Consider the following 16642-nt stretch of genomic DNA (forward strand, 5'->3'; position numbering starts at 1 on the left):
GGGACGCACCATGTCTATCTATCTGAACAAGGACTCCAAGGTCATCGTCCAGGGCATCACAGGCGGCGAAGGCACCAAGCACACCGCGCTTATGCTGAAGGCCGGCACCAATATTGTTGGCGGCGTCAACGCCCGCAAGGCCGGCACCACCGTGCTGCATGGTGAAAACGAAATCACCGTTTTCGGCACCGTCAAGGAAGCCATGGCCGAGACCGGCGCTGACGTCTCCATCGTCTTCGTCCCGCCGGCCTTCACCAAGAACGCCGTTGTGGAAGCCATCGAGGCAGGCATCGGCCTGGTCGTGGTCATCACCGAAGGCGTTCCGGTCCAGGATTCCGCCGAGTTCTGGGCACTTGCCCAGTCCAAGCTTGACGCCGACGGCAACCAGGTCACCCGCATCATTGGCCCGAACTGCCCCGGCATCATCACCCCGGGTGAGGCCCTGGTTGGCATCACCCCGGCCAACATCACGGGCAAGGGCCCCATCGGCCTGGTTTCCAAGTCCGGAACCCTGACCTACCAGATGATGTACGAACTGCGCGACCTTGGCTTCTCCACTGCCATCGGCATCGGCGGCGACCCCATCATCGGCACCACGCACATCGACGCCCTGGCCGCGTTCGAGGCTGACCCCGAGACCAAGGCGATCGTCATGATCGGCGAAATCGGTGGCGACGCTGAAGAGCGTGCCGCCGAGTTCATCAAGGCCAACGTCACCAAGCCCGTTGTTGGCTACGTGGCCGGCTTCACCGCACCCGAAGGCAAGACCATGGGCCACGCTGGCGCCATCGTCTCCGGTTCCGCTGGAACCGCCCAGGCCAAGAAGGAAGCGCTCGAGGCCGCCGGCGTGAAGGTCGGCAAGACGCCGTCCGAGACCGCCACCCTGCTGCGCGAAGTTTACGCAGCCCTCTAGGTTCCAAAAGCCGTACAGCACCAAATGCGCGGGGTCACCTGCCGTCCTTCAGGACGGAGGTGGCCCCGCGCTTTTTCTGTTTGTAGGTCCTAGACTTTAGCGCCGCTGAGCAGCTCATCAAGCCGCTCGTAGCCTTCCGTCATGCCGCCCTCCATACCGGATTGCGCCATGCCGTCGCGGGCCTCCATGGTGGGATAGACGGAGTGGCCCCGGACCCTGCAGCGCCCTCCACCCAGATCCTCGAAGGTGAGGAATTCGATGCTGACCACGTCGGGGTAGCCGCCGAATTCGAAGGTCTGAATGGCGAACTCGTTGTCGCGGACGGTGTGGAAGACGCCGCTGAATTGGTAGCCAACGCCGTCCGGCCCCGTGTGGAGGTAGCGGTAGCTGCCGCCGGTGCGGAAATCGTAGTGGTCCACGTCCATTTTGTATCCGCGCGGGCCCAGCCACTGGGCGATGAGCTCTGGCTCTTTGTGGGCGCGGAACACGTCGGCCACCGGGTAGTCGAACTCCCGCTCGAAGTCGATGAAGGGGAGGCCTTCCGGGATGTTGAGTTTCAGGGAATTGCTCATGATGAGTCCTTTGCCTGCTTGCCGCTGGCTGCGGCCTTCGATTGGAGCACGGCGTCGAGGCTGCGGAACTGCCCCTCGCGGACCAACCGGTATTGGTCGATCCATGCTGTGAGCGCCTCCAGCCGTGCGGGATTCAGGTGGACGGGCCGGCGCTGTGCGTCCCGGGTACGGGTCACCAGCTGCGCCTGCTCGAGGACCTGGATGTGCTTTGAGACCGCCTGTTTGGTGATCTCAAAGGGTTCCGCAAGTTCGTTCACAGTGGCCGGACCCCGGCTGAGGCGGGCGATGATGCTGCGGCGCACCGGATCGGCCAAGGCCATAAAGGCCGAGTCCAGGGATTCGGGGTCCGCGTTCATCGAGGTCAGGCCTTTCTGCTGCAAGTCAACCGTTTCATTGATCAATGAATTGGTTGATTACAAATCTATGCCCGCTGCGGCCTCCGGTCAAGGGGTTTTGTCAGGAGCTGCCAATGATGTGCTTGTGGGCGCTATCTTGACGAAAACTCGATGACTAGCGCGGGAGTGTAGGGGCTAGACCGAGGCGTGCAGGCCGGGAAGGGCGTCCACCAGGGCGGCCAATTCGGGAACCTCCCGGGCCTCGGCCAGGGCGCGTTCCAGTGTGGCATCGTGCACCGGCCGGGCTTCCTCCAGCAGTTTGATCCCGCCTGCCGTCAATTCGGTGTAGATTCCGCGGCGGTCGTCCGCGCAAAGGATCCGGGTCAGGAGGCCCCTGTCCTCGAGCCGGTTGACCAAGCGCGTGGTGGCGCTTGCACTGAGGGCGGAGGCACGGGCCAGTTGCTGCATACGCATGTGCCAGCCGTCCTGCCGGCTGAGTGCGTCCAGCACGGTGTACTCCACCACCGACAACTGTGATTCGGCCTGGAGTGAGCGTTCCAGCTCACCTTCGATCAACCCGTGCAGCGCCGCGAGAGTGCGCCAACCCTGCGCCCTGACCTCTACGGCGTCGTCCTTGATACCCATTTCCCTATCCTCTTCCGATGCTGTCCGGCTGCCCAAAGGCATACGTGCGGACCTGCGTGATAATAGTTGTTTGCGCGTTATATTTGCGCGTGCAACAATAAACAACGCGTCTGCAACTAATAGCTTATCTTCTCCCATATAGTTTCGAAGGAGTACCTCATGCCCATTGGCCTGATAGCCCTCGCCGTCGGCGGGTTCGGCATCGGACTCACTGAGTTCGTCATCATGGGCCTGCTGCCCGAGGTTGCCGCTGACTTCCAGGTCAGCGAGGCCACCGCAGGCTGGCTGATCTCCGGCTACGCCCTCGCAGTCGTTGTTGGCGCCTTGCTGCTCACCGCGGCCGTCACCCGGTTTCAACGCAAACCAGTCCTGGCGGTTTTGCTGGTGCTGTTCATCGGCGGTAACCTGATCTCCGCGATCGCCCCCGGCTACGGGATGATGATGCTCGGACGCGTCATTGCCGCACTGGCCCACGGCGCCTTCTTCGGCATCGGTGCCGTGGTGGCTGCAGACATGGTGGCTCCCACTAAGAGGGCCGGTGCCATCGCCATCATGTTCACCGGCCTCACCGCCGCCAACGTCCTGGGCGTGCCTTTCGGCACCATGCTGGGACAGGCAGCAGGCTGGCGCTCCACTTTCTGGGCCATCACAGTTATTGGCGTCATCGCCCTGGCCGGGATCCTGACCCTGATTCCCAACACCGGCCACGGGGACATTGTCCTGGGAACCCTGCGCAGTGAACTGCGGGCCTTCCGGTCGGGCCAAGTCTGGCTCTCCATCCTGGTTACGATCCTCGGCTACGGCGGCATGTTCGGCGCCTTCACGTATATCGCATTCACGCTCACCGAGGTCTCCGGGTTCGCGGCGTCCACTGTGCCGTGGCTCCTGATCGTCTTCGGCGTGGGGCTCTTCATCGGAAACACTCTGGGCGGCAAAGCGGCGGACCGGAACGTGGACCGCACCCTTGTGGTGGTACTCGCCGTCCTGGTGGTGGTCCTGGTGGCCTTTGCGTTGACTGCCGCCAGTCAGGTCCTCACGGTCGCCTCCATAGTCCTGATGGGCGGCTTTGGATTTGCCGCCGTCCCAGGCCTGCAGATGCGCGTCATGAAATATGCCAGCAGTGCCCCCACCTTGGCCTCGGGGGCCAATATTGGAGCCTTCAACGTCGGCAACGCCCTCGGAGCCTGGCTGGGCGGTGTGACCATCACCGCAGGGCTCGGCTACACCTCACCCATCTGGGCCGGCGCCGCCATCACCCTGCTTGGACTCGGCGTGATGATCATCGCAGCCGCCCGAGCCCAGCGGGGCGCGGCGCAGCAGATATACATTGGCGGACCCGTTACCGCCGAGCCTGTCACCGTCCATTCCTAGGCCGTGCTTTCTTATCCCACCCAGCAGGAGAACCCCATGACGACACCACCGCCGCTGTGAGCCATGCACTTGCCGGCGGAGGTGAGTAGCCGCACAACTGCATAAGTATGACGACGGATGGTCATTACCGCTGCAACGGTGACCGTCCGTCGTCGTACTGGTTTCCAACTGGCTGCTGGGAATGCCACTGCGGGCTGGCCGCCAGGCTGCCGAGTCGTTGCCTACACCACCAGAACTTTGTTAGTATGTCAGGACAAACCGAAGGAGATGGAAATGCCACTCGTACGCATCGATGTGAATCAAGGACGCAGCGCTGAAGAACTGCGCCGCCTCAGCCAGGGGATCCATGACGCGATCCTCGGTGAATACAAAATCCCGGACCGGGACTATTTCCATGTCCTTACGGAGCATCCGCAGGGGCAAATTGTGGCCCAGGACGCCGGGCTCGGCTTCCAGCGCACTTCGGATGTGGTGATGATCCAGATATTCACCCAGGGCGGTCGGAGTCGGGAGGCGAAGCAATCCCTCTTTGCGGCCATCGCAGGCCGGTTGGCGGAGCTGGATATCGCCGGTGAGGATGTGTTTATTGGCTATGTGGAGAACTCCGCCGACGACTGGTCCTTTGGCTTTGGGCGGGCCCAATATGTCACGGGCGAGCTGGCGGTGCCCGGAAGGTAGTTCTCCCCGAGGCCCCCACAGAGCTGCCTTCGGGGCTGCAATTCGCGGACGTAAATCCGGTTGTAAGTATGTCAGTACAAACCTTTGACAGGACATGTTTTCTAGGGCAAAGTAGTGGTTGTGGCCCCGATCACGGGGGCCGGAGCCGGAGCTCTAGCTGCTCACAGGTACAGAGTTCTAACAGAAAGGTCCGCGATTACCGTGACCCACGAACTGCTCACGATCGGGCGCATCAGCGTTGATATCTACCCGAACGACATTGGGGTGAACCTGGAGGATGTGACGTCCTTTGGGAAGTACCTTGGCGGGTCGCCGTCGAATGTTGCCGTGGCCGCAGCCCGGCACGGCCGCCGGACCGGTGTGATCACCCGCACCGGCGACGATGCCTTCGGGACCTACCTGCACCGGGAACTGAAGAAGTTCAACGTTGACGATTCCTTTGTTACGCCCGTGGAGGAGTGGCCCACGGCTGTGACCTTCTGTGCGATCAAGCCGCCGGAGGACTTCCCGCTCTACTTCTACGGACGCTTCCCCACCGCCCCGGACCTGCAGATCCAGGCGGACGAGCTGGACCTGGACGCGATCCGCGACGCCGGCATCTTCTGGTCAACCGTGACCGGCCTGTGCCAGGAGCCCAGCCGCGAAGCGCATATCAAGGCCCACGAAGCACGCCCGCACTCCGGCCTTAAAGACGGCCAATTCACCATCCTGGACCTTGATTACCGTCCGATGTTCTGGGCCTCTGAAGAGGAAGCCCGCGCCGAAATTGCCAAGGTCCTGCCGCACGTCACCGTTGCCATCGGCAATGACAAGGAATGCGCTGTTGCCGTAGGGGAAGGAACGCCCGACGAACAGGCGGACCGCCTGCTCGCCGCAGGTGTTGAAATTGCCGTGGTCAAGCTTGGGCCTGACGGCGTCATGGCCAAGACCCGGACCGAGCGCGTAGTTTCCGCTCCGGTCCCTGTGGAGACGCTCAACGGCCTGGGTGCCGGGGATTCCTTCGGCGGTGCGTTTTGCCACGGGCTGCTGTCCGGGTGGCCGCTGGCCCAGGTCCTGGACTACGCGAACGCTGCGGGCGCAATTGTTGCCTCCCGCTTGTCTTGTGCAGACGCCATGCCGACGCCGGATGAGGTCACCTCGCTGCTGGCCGAACACGGCCGCCTGGTCCCCGGCCAGTTCGCCACGGAAGGAGCGGCACTGTGAGCATCAACCTTGGGGCCGCCACCGTAGAAGTGGACGATGATCCCCGCCGCTACTCGCACCTGAGCACCATCCGGCTGGAAGATCCGGACGCTGTTGCCCGCGCTGCCAAGGCGCGGCGCCGCCACCCCGGGCTGCGGTACGGCCGGCAGAACTTCATTGTCGCTGCCGACCATCCCGCCCGCGGTGCCCTCGCCGTCGGGAATGATCCTGTGGCGATGGCAGACCGCCGGCAGTTGCTGGACCGGCTACAGGTTGCGCTGGCCAACCCGGATGTGGACGGTGTGCTCGCCTCGCCGGACATCATGGATGACCTGCTGCTGCTCGGCGCACTTGAAGGCAAACTGATCTTCGGGTCGATGAACCGCGGCGGGCTCTCCGGGCTGGTCAACGAGATCGATGACCGCTTCACCGGCCACACCGCCGCAGCATTGGAAGCCCTGGGCGCCGACGGCGGGAAGATGCTGACGCGTATCTGCCTCGGGGACCCGGACACCGTGGCGATGCTCGAAGCGACCGCGAAGGCCATCGACTCCCTCGCCGAACGCAAGCTGATCGCCATGGTGGAGCCCTTCCTGTCAATCCGCGAGAACGGCAAAGTCCGCAATGACCTGTCCACAAACGCCGTGATCAAGTCCATCGCCATCGCCGAAGGCCTTGGCTCCACCAGCGCCTACACGTGGATGAAGCTGCCTGTGGTGGCCGACATGGAGCGCGTGATGGCTGCCACCACCATGCCCACCGTGCTGCTGGGCGGAGACCCCGACGGCACCCAGGATGAAGTCTTCGCCACGTGGGAAGCCGCTCTGGCGCTCCCGGGCGTGCAGGGCCTCACCGTTGGTCGGACGCTCCTGTACCCGGCGGACGGCGACGTCGCCGGCGCGGTGGCCACAGCCGCCTCCCTCCTTAACCACACCGCATCTGAAGAAGTATCGGAGTAACTTCCCATGGGGACGAGAACAGTAACCGGGACCCGCCGCATGACCGTGGCCCAGGCCGTGGTGGAATACCTTTCCAAGCAGTACACCGTGGACACTGTCGGCGGGCTGGATTTCCGGGAACGGCTGATCCCCGGCACGTTCGGTATTTTCGGGCACGGCAACGTGGCCGGCGTCGGGCAGGCGTTGAAGCAGTATCAGCAGCTTGACCCGGCGATCATGCCGTATTACCAGGGCAGGAACGAGCAGGCACAGGCGCACCAGGCCGTGGGGTACGCCCGGCACACCCGCCGGCGGCAGACGTTCGCGATCAGCACCTCGATCGGGCCCGGCTCCTCGAACCTCCTCACCGGCGCAGCGCTGGCGACCACCAACCGCCTCCCGGTGCTGCTGCTGCCGTCCGACACGTTCGCTACCCGTGCCGCGGACCCGGTCCTGCAGCAGCTGGAGCTGCCCTACGCCTATGACATCACTGTCAATGATGCGTTCCGGCCGCTGTCCAAGTTCTTTGACCGGGTGACTCGGCCGGAGCAGCTGTTCTCCGCGTTCCACCACGGCCTGCGGGTCCTGACGGACCCGGCCGAGACCGGAGCGGTCACCATCTCACTGCCGCAGGATGTCCAGGCCGAGGCGTTCGACGTGCCGGAGGAGTTCCTGGCCGAGCGGGAGTGGCGGATCCGCCGCCCCGACGCCGACGACGACGACATCGCCCGCGCCGCAGCGGCCATCCGTGCCGCGAAGCGTCCGCTGATCATCGCCGGCGGCGGCGTCCTGTACGCCTACGCCAACGACGAACTCGCCAAATTCGTTGAACTCACCGGGATCCCGGTGGGCAACACGCAGGCCGGCGTCGGTGTCCTGCCGTGGGACCACAGGTTCTCCCTCGGAGCCATTGGCTCCACGGGCACGACGGCGGCCAACGCCATCGCCGCCGAGGCGGACCTGATCATCGGCATCGGCACCCGGTACGAGGACTTCACCACCGCGTCCCGGACAGCGTTCCAGAACCCGGACGTACGCTTCATCAACATCAACGTCGCCCCGATCGATGCGTACAAGCACGGCACCACCCTCCCGATTGTGGCCGACGCCCGCAAAGCCCTGGTCAAACTCAACGCAGCCCTCGACGGCTACCGCGTCGGCGCGGACCTGGAACAGCAGATCGCCTCGGAGAAGAAGCGCTGGGACGCCACCGTCGATGTTGCCTTCGATACCCGCTTCACGCCGCTGCCCGCGCAGAACGAAATCATCGGCGCCACCTCCCGAGCCATGGACCCGGCAGACGTCGTGATCTGCGCGGCGGGCTCGTTGCCTGGGGACCTGCACAAGATGTGGCGGGTCCGGGACCCCTTCGGCTACCACGTGGAATACGCCTACTCCTGCATGGGCTACGAAATCCCCGGTGGCCTCGGCGTCAAACGCGCAGCCCTGGCCGAGGCCGCGCGCGGCGGCGAGCAGCGCGACGTCGTCGTGATGGTGGGGGACGGCTCCTACCTGATGATGCACACCGAACTCGTCACCGCCGTCGCCGAACGCATCAAGCTGATCGTGGTCCTGATTCAGAACCACGGCTACGCCTCCATCGGCTCGCTCTCCGAATCGCTCGGTTCACAGCGGTTCGGCACCCAGTACCGGGCCCTGAACGAGCAACAGCACAGCTTCGACGAAGGCGAGACCCTGCCCGTTGACCTGGCCCTGAACGCCGAGTCCCTGGGCGTGAAGGTGATCCGGATCGAGCCGGGGGAGAAGGTCATCGCCGAACTCGAACAGGCCATCCGCGACGCCAAGGCCGCCCCCGAGGGCGGCGGGCCTATCCTGATCCACGTCGAATCCGACCCGCTCCTGGACGCACCGTCCTCCGAGTCCTGGTGGGATGTTCCCGTCTCGCAGGTCTCCGAGCTTGACTCCACAAAGCAGGCCTTCGAGACCTACACGGACCATAAGAACCGACAGCGCAAGCTGCTCGGCTGACCTCCTGCACCACCACCACACGCTTAGCACCTCAAGGAAGAGACGCCATGACTGTTACAACTGAGACCACCACCATCAAGCACTTCATCAACGGTGCCGAAAGCGCCGGTGAAGGCGACCGCACCCAGCCCGTCTACAACCCGGCTACCGGCGCTGTCTCCGGTGAACTCCGCCTGGCGAACCGTGCGGATCTTGATGCCACGGTGGCCGCTGCCCGTGCCGCTGCTGATTCGTGGGGTGACATTTCGCTGGCGAAGCGCACGGCGGTGCTGTTCAAGTTCCGCGAATTGGTTGCTTCGCATGTGGATGAGCTCGCGGAGCTGATCACGGCCGAGCACGGGAAGGTCCTCTCGGACGCGAAGGGCGAGATCGCCCGCGGCCTGGAAGTGGTGGAGTTCGCCTGTGGGATCCCCACGCTGCTCAAGGGTGACTACTCGGACCAGGTCTCCACCGGGATCGACGTGTTTTCCTTCCGCGAACCGCTCGGCGTCGTCGCCGGCATCACACCGTTCAACTTCCCCGTCATGGTGCCGCTGTGGATGGCCCCGATGGCCATCGCGACCGGCAACGCCTTCATCCTGAAGCCGTCCGAACGTGACCCGTCAGCGTCGATGCTGCTCGCGAAGCTGTGGAAGGACGCCGGCCTGCCCGACGGCGTGTTCCAGGTCCTGCACGGCGGGAAGGAGACCGTGGACGGGCTGCTCACCCACCCGGACGTGGACGGAATCTCCTTCGTTGGGTCCACCCCGATCGCCCAGTATGTCCAGGAAACCGCGACCAAACACGGCAAACGGGTCCAGGCCCTGGGCGGGGCGAAAAACCACGCCATCGTCATGCCGGACGCCGACCTGGACAACGCCGCAGACCACCTCGCCGCCGCAGCCTTCGGCTCTGCCGGGGAACGCTGCATGGCCATCTCCGTCGCCGTCGCCGTCGGGGACGCCGCGGACCTGATCGTCAAAAAGGTCGAAGAGCGCGCCCTGGCCGTGAAGGTCAACAACGGCACCGCACCCGGCGCCGAAATGGGTCCCGTCATCACGCCCGAGTCCCGGGACCGGATCGTACGGATCGTCACCGAAGCAGAAACCGCGGGCGCGGCGATGGTGGTGGACGGCCGGGACCTGGTGGTCCCCGGCCACGAGGACGGCTTCTGGGTCGGACCCACCGTGATCGACCACGTCAAAACCGAAATGACCGCGTACACCGAGGAAATCTTCGGCCCCGTCCTCGTCGTCGTCCGCGTTCAGGACCTCGAGGAAGGGATCAAGCTGATCAACGCCAACCCGTACGGAAACGGCACCGCCATCTTCACCTCCTCCGGCGCAGCAGCCCGGAAATTCCAGCGCTCCGTGACCGTCGGCATGATCGGCATCAACGTGCCCCTGCCCGTCCCCGTCGCCTACCACTCCTTCGGCGGCTGGAAAGCATCCCTCTTCGGCGACAAGCACATCTACGGCCCCGAAGGCGTCTCCTTCTACACCCGCGGCAAGGTCATCACCTCCCGCTGGCCAGAACCCACCCACGCCTCCGGCGCCTCCTACAACTTCCCCTCCAACTGACACCAGAGAGAGACAACGCTGTCATGACTGAGAACAAGCTGATCATCGGCACCGCACCCGACTCCTGGGGCGTTTGGTTCGCGGACGACCCCAAGCAGACCCCCTGGGAGCGTTTCCTCGACGAAGTGGCCGAATCCGGCTATAAGTGGATCGAACTCGGTCCCTATGGCTACCTGCCGAACGATCCAAGCCGGCTGGCCGAGGAACTCAAAGCCCGCGATCTGAAGGTCACTGCTGGAACGGTGTTCACCGCGTTCCACCGCGGACTGGACCAGTGGGAGACGGCGTGGGAGCCGGCCCGCAAGGTTGCTGAGCTCACGGCAGCCATGGGCGGTGAGCACATCGTGGTCATCCCGGCCATGTGGCGCGACGACGTCACCGGAGAAGCCGTAGAAAGCGGCCAGCTGACGGAGAAGGCATGGAGCGAGCTGTTCGCAGGCCACAATCGCCTGGGCAAGACCCTGCTGGAGGACTTTGGTCTGAAGCAGCAGTTCCACTCGCACGCCGATTCCCACGTGGGAGCGCAGGAGGATATCGAAACCCTCCTGGCCGCCACGGACGCCAAGTACCTGAACCTGTGCCTTGACACCGGCCACGCCGAATACTGCGGCGCCTCCAGCCTTGAACTGATCAAGAATTATCCGGACCGGATCGGCTACCTGCACTTGAAGCAGATCAACCCGGACATTCTGAAAAGGGTCAACGAGGAAAACATGACCTGGGCCGCTGCCAACCTGGCCGGCGTGATGACGGAGCCACCGAACGGTCTGCCGGACCTGCGCGCTGTCATTGAAGCCGTTGAGGCGCTGAACCGGCCAATCTTCGGAATTGTAGAGCAGGACATGTACCCGGTAGCGTTCGACGTCCCCATGCCGATCGCCAAGCGCACCCGCAACTACCTGCTGTCCTGCGGTTCCCGCACCGCCGTCAACTGACGCCGCCCAAGCACACTAGAACGTAAGGAAGATCCATGACTGAAACCCTTCGCGTCGCCGTCATCGGCGCCGGCCGCATGGGCGCGGACCACATCCAGCGCCTCCGCACGCGCATTCACGGCGCCGAAGTTGCCGCCGTCGTCGACGTCGACCTGGCACGTGCGCAGGCAGCCATCGAGGGCATTCCCGGCGCGGTTGCTCTGATGGATGCCGATGAGGCGCTGAACAACGGTGACGTCAACGCCGTCCTCATTGCCACACCGGGTTTCCTGCACGAGGACATCCTTTACAAGGCCCTGGCGAAGGATTTCCCGATCCTCTGCGAAAAGCCGCTCACGCCGGACGCGGAAAGCGCGTGGAAGATTGTCCAGGCGGAAACAGCGCTGGGCCACAAACGCATCCAGGTAGGATTCATGCGCCGTTTCGACGCCGAATATGCTGCCCTGGGATCCATGATCCGCGACGGCGAACTCGGCGAGCTGCTGATGCTCCACCACCAGCACCGCAACCCCAACACCCCGCCCGGCTTCACCAACGAGATGCTCATCAACGACTCAGTCGTGCACGAATTCGACGCCATCCGCTTCTTCACCGGCGAGGAAATCACCTCCGTGCAGGTCCGGCTCGGCAAGGCGACGAGGAATGCACCCGCCGGCCAGCACGACCCCCAGCACGTCCTGCTGGAGACCGAATCCGGTGTCCTGGCCGACGTCGAGATCTACGTCAACGCCAAGTTCGGCTACGAAGTGGCCACCCAGGCCTCCTTCGAGGACGGCATCGTCAACATCGGGGGCGACGGCGGCCCGTACGTCCGCACGGCAGGCCGATGGGGCGGCAAAGTCGCCCCGGGCTTCGAGGACCGCTTCGGTGCCGCCTACGACGTCGAGGTCCAGGCCTGGGCCGATGCCGCCCGCCGCGGTGAAATCGGCGGTCCCACCGCGTGGGACGGCTACGCCACCGCCGCCTGCTGCGAGGCGGGCGTCGAGGCCCAAAAGTCCGGCGAAAAGGTCACGGTCCGGCTCAACACCAAGCCTGACCTGTACAACTAAACGCCCCTCACCTGACTGATCCACAATGGAGTGTCCCACGTGAAGATTGCCCTTGACCCCACCCCGTACCACCACAGCCACAAGCTGCTGGAATTTCCGCGCGTGGCAGCCGATCTGGGTTACAAGTACCTGCAACTGACGCCGCATGCAGACATGATCCCTTTCTACAACCACCCCAAGGCCGACGATGAGCTCGTGGCCCAAATGAACAAGGCTTGCAAGGATGCCGGCGTCGAAATCGCCTCGGTGCTTCCCGTGCTGCGCTGGTCCGGACCGGACGAGGATGCCCGCGAAGCGGCCGTCCGCTACTGGAAGCGCGCCATCCAGATCACGGTCGACCTGGGTGTCAGCACCATGAACACGGAATTCAGCGGACGCCCGGAAAAGGCCGAGGAATCCGAACGCGCCTTCTACCGCTCCATGGAGGAACTGCTGCCGATCATCGAGCGCGAGGGACTGGATGTCCTGATCGACCCGCACCCGGATGACTTCGTGGAAGACGGCCTGGCCGCCATCCGCGTCATCCGCGGCGTAAACTCGCCCAACATCGGCATGGTCTATGTGGCTTCACACTCCTTCCACATGGGCAACCAGCCCTTGGAAATCATGCGGGCAGCGGGAGACAAGCTGCGCCTGGTCCACGTATCGGACACCATGAACCACCACGCCTCCCACGGCCTTCGTTACATTACCAACCCTCCCGGAAACGCCGTCCGGGTGCACCAGCACCTGAAGATCGGCGACGGCGACGTCAACTGGGACGAGTTCTTCGGCGGCCTCAAGGAAATCGGCTTCCTGGACAAGGACAACACCGTGATGGTGTCCAGTGTCTTTGCCGAGGATGAGAACGCTGACGACGTGTCCCGATACCAGTTGGAGGCCATGAGCAAGTACGTCGCGCAGGTCAACTAACGGCGGAGTAGCGGACGCTCTCTCACTTCCTGCAGGAAAATCCGGATCCCTCTCTCACCCGGTGAGAGAGGGATCCGGGAAAACGTGCAGAAAGTGAGAGAGGGTGCTACAGCGCGATTACCGCGTTTTCCTGCGCACTGCGGCGGGCCGCGTCCAGGACCTCCAGTGTCTGGATCGCCTCCGCTGCAGGGACGGGTTCGGGCCCTTCGACGCGGACTGCCCGGGCAAACTCCGTGTAAAAGTCCGCGTAGTTTCCCTGCGCGGAGGCAATGGTCTTGCGGCCCGCCCTTGTCGCCAGGGTTCCCCAGTTTTCAGCCGCATCGATTCCCCACGTGGCCGGTTCCTCTGCGGGCCTGCGCCCGGCGAATACGGCGTCTGCCTGGACGTCGGCACCTGCTGCCATGTAGCTGCCGTTGCTGCCGTACGCGCGCAGCTCGCGGATGCTGGAGTGGTTCAGTTTGCTGGCGGACACCGTGGAAACGACTCCGGACGCGTGCGTCATGGTGACAACGAAGCCGCAATCCGTGCGTTCCCCAAAGCGATCCGTCCAGTGCAAGGTGGCATGCACATGAGTCGCCGGCCCCAGCAGCCACAGCATCTGGTCAACCAGGTGGCTGCCGAGATCCCGAAGCAGCCCACCGCTGGTTCCAAGTTCCAGGCTGTCCGCGTTGTCCTGGTCCATGGTCGAATGGACCCGCCACAGCTGACCAAGTTCCCCGGCTGCCAGGACGTTCGCCAGCGTGAGGATATCGGCGTCGCGCCGCCGGTTATGGTAGACGTTCAGGACAACGCCTGCATGGGCTGCGGCCACTGCCAGTTCCCGCGCCGCGTCGGCGTTGGGGGCGAAGGGCTTGTCTGCCACAACATGTACGCCGGCTTTGATGGCTTCCAGGACAAGCTCCTGGCGCGTGTGCGGTGGCGTGGTGATCGTCACCGCATCCACGCCGACGTCCAGCAGCTCAGCGAGGCTCCCGTAGATCGGCAGCCCGGGGAAGTCCGCATCAATCTGGGCTTTCTTCGGCCCCGAACGGGCCACGACGCCAACGAGTTCCACTCCGTCGGCGGCTTCAATGAACGGAGCATGGAAGTAACGGCCGCCTACTCCGTATCCGACAATGCCAATGCGCATCTTTCTGTTCCTTAGCTGTTGGGGGGTCTGCCGCTCAGTCAAAAAAGCAGCAAGGGGACGCCGCGCCAGCGATGCCCCCTTGCTGCTTGTTTGCCGTCCTGTGATGCGTCAGGCGGTCAGGTTCAACGATGCGGAGAGCGCCGCATCAGCGTCGCGCAAGACCTTGGCCGCCACTTCCAGCCCCTCGATCCGGCCCAAGGACACGTCTTCGTGCTCGATGTTGACCAGCATCTCCGGGTCTACCTCGTGCAGCGCGCGCAGGAATTCGGTCCAGAAAGCGGTGTCGTGCCCGCGGCCCAGGGCCACGAAGTCCCAGGCCGACTTCTTGGGCCACTCGTTCGCCCACTCGTCACCGCCGAGGTTGGTGCGGTTTTCTTCCGGGGCAAGCCTGCGGAAGCTGTTGTCCAGGACGCCGTACAGTGCGGCGTTGTCTGTGTTGACCCTGACATCCTTCGCGGCAGCCTGGAAGATCAGGGGACCGAGTTCGCGGACCACCGCCACGGGGTCCATCTGCTGCCAGAACAAGTGGGAAGCATCGAGTTCGACGCCGACATGCGTGGCACCCGTGAGCTCGATGAGCTTGCGGACATCGGCAGTGTTGAAGACGATGTTCTGCGGGTGCAGCTCAAGAGCCACCTTGACGCCGTGGTCTGCAGCGAGGCGGTCGGTTTCCTTCCAGAACTCCGCGGCCACGCCCCACTGATAGTCCAGCACGTCCAGTGCCGCCGAGTTCCAGGCGTTAACCACCCAGTTGACGGTGGTGGCGCCGGGCTCGCCGCCGGGCAGGCCTGACATGGTGACAACCCGGTTCTGGCCGAGTCGGTGGGCCAGACGGATGGAGCGGCGGATGTCCTCGGCATGTTTCCCGCCGATCTCCCGTTTGGGGTGCAGCGGGTTGCCGTTGCAGTTCAGGCCGGCGATGGAGACGCCGGTCCCTTCGAAAATTGCCAGGTAGTCGTCCCGTGCCGCGTCGCTTTCCAGGATCTGGTCCATGGTGGGGACATGGACGGCAGGAAGGAAGCCGCCCGTGTTAATCTCAATGCCGGTGAGGCCAAGGTCCGCGATGACCTTCAGGGCCTCGGGAAGGGAACGGTCGTGCAGGATCGCGTTGTAGACGCCGAGCTTCATAACGTGATCTTCTTTCCGTTGTTGAGCGCAGATTCTGTGACTGCGCCGAGCAGTTCCATGTTGCGGACACCTTCGTCGAAGCTGGCGCAGCGGGGCAGGGATTCTTCTTCACTGAGGCGGGCAACTTCCTCGAGGAACGCCCTGGCCTGGTAGCCGAAGGCGTCGTTCTGGCCGAAGCCAACCTCGGGCGCATCCATGGCCAGCCCGCCGGCGATGTAGGGGTGGCCCGGGCCGAGGATGACCTGGCGGTAGCCGTTTTCGTTTCCGGAGCCGTCGTTCAGGAACAGCTGGATTTCGGCGGGGCGGCGCTGGTCGAACTTGGCGGCGCCGTTTTCGCAGAACACTTCAAAGTTGAGGCTGTTGGCGTGGCCGGCGGCGACGCGGGAGACTTCAAAGCTGCCGGCACCGTTTTCGAACTCGGCGTTGAACGCAGCGTAGTCGTCGTTCTCGACGGCTTCGAAGGTGTCGCTGACGGCGACATGGTCATGGCCCATAACGGCGGCGAGCGGCAGCGGGCGTTTTCCGATGACTGTGCTCAGTTGACCGCCGGTGACGGATTTGATGTCGCCGCACAGGAATTCGGATACGTAGGCCAAGTGGGATCCGACGTCGGCGAGGGCACCGGAGCCTGGGCCGCCCTTGTAACGCCAGCTCATCGGAGCGGAAGGGCTGAAGCCGTAGTCTGTCCAATAGCGGCCGCTGAAGTGCAGGACGTTGCCGAGGACGCCGTTGCGGATGAGGTCCCGGATGTACGCGATGCCGGGGGTGCGGCGGAACGTGAAGCCGATCCGGGCGATGCTGGCGGCGCTGCGGGCTGCATCGGCCATGGCGCGGGCGTCTTCCAGTGAGTCGCTCAGCGGCTTTTCACACAGCACGTGCTTGCCCGCGGCGAGCAGGCCTTCCACCACTTCACGGTGGAGGGAGTTGGCGATCACGACGCTGACAACGTCGATGTCGTCGGCTTCGGCGATCGCCTGCCACGAGGTGTCGTTGCGCTCATAACCAAAACGGCGGGCGGCCAACGAGCCGAACTCGGCGTTGACGTCGCCGATTGAGACCAGGCGCACCGGGGGAAGCACCGGGCTGTAGAGGGCGGATGCCGTGCGGTACGCGGCAGCGTGGGCTTTGCCGGCCATGCCTGCGCCGATGACGGCGACGCCTAGGCTTTCAGCCATTGATTTCTCCTTCGAAATTCAGCCGTGGCGGGAACACTCTACGGCATTTTGGAGCGCTACAATTTGTACGCTGGATTCGAGCGTAGCCATGTATGTATGTCCTGTCAATCATCCAGCGGATATCCTCGAAGC

16 protein-coding genes are annotated in these 16642 nt (G+C 64.1%); 10 read left to right on the top strand and 6 right to left on the bottom strand.

The window, feature by feature from the left end:
- Nucleotides 1-10: 10 nt before the first annotated feature.
- Nucleotides 11-913 (top strand): succinate--CoA ligase subunit alpha, encoded by a 903-nt coding sequence (gene sucD / locus F8G81_RS04805; protein ID WP_267277873.1) that lies wholly within the window; start codon nucleotides 11-13, stop codon nucleotides 911-913.
- An 89-nt stretch (nucleotides 914-1002) separates the two neighbouring features.
- Here sucD and F8G81_RS04810 read toward each other — a convergent pair whose 3' ends face one another.
- The 3 genes from F8G81_RS04810 to F8G81_RS04820 form a co-directional block, all read right to left on the bottom strand.
- Nucleotides 1003-1485, bottom strand: coding sequence for an SRPBCC family protein (locus tag F8G81_RS04810; protein WP_267277874.1), 483 nt, complete (start codon nucleotides 1483-1485; stop codon nucleotides 1003-1005).
- Entirely contained in the window at nucleotides 1482-1841 is a 360-nt protein-coding gene (locus F8G81_RS04815) for an ArsR/SmtB family transcription factor (protein WP_267279124.1), read from the bottom strand. Before F8G81_RS04815 ends, F8G81_RS04810 begins: the two co-directional genes overlap by 4 nt.
- Before the next feature lie 174 nt (nucleotides 1842-2015).
- Entirely contained in the window at nucleotides 2016-2465 is a 450-nt protein-coding gene (locus tag F8G81_RS04820; RefSeq protein ID WP_267277875.1) for a MarR family winged helix-turn-helix transcriptional regulator, read from the bottom strand.
- 159 nt (nucleotides 2466-2624) lie between these two features.
- Between F8G81_RS04820 and F8G81_RS04825 the strand changes: the two genes are divergently transcribed.
- The 9 genes from F8G81_RS04825 (at nucleotide 2625) to F8G81_RS04865 (ending at nucleotide 13078) form a co-directional block, all read left to right on the top strand.
- Nucleotides 2625-3836, top strand: a complete 1212-nt coding sequence (locus F8G81_RS04825; RefSeq protein ID WP_267277876.1) for an MFS transporter — start codon at nucleotides 2625-2627, stop codon at nucleotides 3834-3836.
- A 273-nt stretch (nucleotides 3837-4109) separates the two neighbouring features.
- The gene (locus F8G81_RS04830; RefSeq protein ID WP_267277877.1) at nucleotides 4110-4514 is read left to right on the top strand and encodes a tautomerase family protein; all 405 of its coding nucleotides are present in this window, start codon (nucleotides 4110-4112) and stop codon (nucleotides 4512-4514) included.
- 201 nt (nucleotides 4515-4715) lie between these two features.
- Nucleotides 4716-5717: a 5-dehydro-2-deoxygluconokinase gene (gene iolC, locus F8G81_RS04835; protein WP_267277878.1), complete on the top strand. Its 1002-nt coding sequence runs from the start codon at nucleotides 4716-4718 to the stop codon at nucleotides 5715-5717.
- Nucleotides 5714-6655, top strand: a complete 942-nt coding sequence (locus F8G81_RS04840; protein ID WP_267277879.1) for a deoxyribose-phosphate aldolase — start codon at nucleotides 5714-5716, stop codon at nucleotides 6653-6655. The genes iolC and F8G81_RS04840 overlap by 4 nt, the downstream gene beginning before the upstream one ends.
- Nucleotides 6656-6694: 39 nt before the next feature.
- The gene (gene iolD, locus F8G81_RS04845; RefSeq protein WP_416377130.1) at nucleotides 6695-8623 is read left to right on the top strand and encodes a 3D-(3,5/4)-trihydroxycyclohexane-1,2-dione acylhydrolase (decyclizing); all 1929 of its coding nucleotides are present in this window, start codon (nucleotides 6695-6697) and stop codon (nucleotides 8621-8623) included.
- A 47-nt stretch (nucleotides 8624-8670) separates the two neighbouring features.
- Complete coding sequence (locus tag F8G81_RS04850; protein ID WP_267277881.1) at nucleotides 8671-10182, top strand: CoA-acylating methylmalonate-semialdehyde dehydrogenase; 1512 nt, start codon at nucleotides 8671-8673, stop codon at nucleotides 10180-10182.
- A gap of 23 nt (nucleotides 10183-10205) precedes the next feature.
- Entirely contained in the window at nucleotides 10206-11117 is a 912-nt protein-coding gene (locus tag F8G81_RS04855; RefSeq protein WP_267277882.1) for a sugar phosphate isomerase/epimerase family protein, read from the top strand.
- A 35-nt stretch (nucleotides 11118-11152) separates the two neighbouring features.
- Nucleotides 11153-12166, top strand: a complete 1014-nt coding sequence (locus tag F8G81_RS04860) for a Gfo/Idh/MocA family protein (protein ID WP_267277883.1) — start codon at nucleotides 11153-11155, stop codon at nucleotides 12164-12166.
- Between the two features lie 39 nt (nucleotides 12167-12205).
- Nucleotides 12206-13078, top strand: coding sequence for a sugar phosphate isomerase/epimerase family protein (locus tag F8G81_RS04865; protein WP_267277884.1), 873 nt, complete (start codon nucleotides 12206-12208; stop codon nucleotides 13076-13078).
- 106 nt (nucleotides 13079-13184) lie between these two features.
- On the opposite strand, the gene F8G81_RS04870 is transcribed toward F8G81_RS04865, so the two are convergent.
- The 3 genes from F8G81_RS04870 to F8G81_RS04880 form a co-directional block, all read right to left on the bottom strand.
- Entirely contained in the window at nucleotides 13185-14207 is a 1023-nt protein-coding gene (locus tag F8G81_RS04870; protein WP_267277885.1) for a Gfo/Idh/MocA family oxidoreductase, read from the bottom strand.
- A 108-nt stretch (nucleotides 14208-14315) separates the two neighbouring features.
- A complete protein-coding gene (locus F8G81_RS04875) occupies nucleotides 14316-15335 on the bottom strand; it encodes a sugar phosphate isomerase/epimerase family protein (protein WP_267277886.1) in 1020 nt (339 codons plus the stop codon).
- Complete coding sequence (locus F8G81_RS04880; protein WP_267277887.1) at nucleotides 15332-16510, bottom strand: Gfo/Idh/MocA family protein; 1179 nt, start codon at nucleotides 16508-16510, stop codon at nucleotides 15332-15334. Before F8G81_RS04880 ends, F8G81_RS04875 begins: the two co-directional genes overlap by 4 nt.
- Between the last annotated feature and the right edge of the window lie 132 nt (nucleotides 16511-16642).

It is taken from the genome of Arthrobacter sp. CDRTa11, assembly GCF_026427775.1.
In the GTDB taxonomy this organism is placed as follows: Bacteria; Actinomycetota; Actinomycetes; order Actinomycetales; family Micrococcaceae; genus Arthrobacter.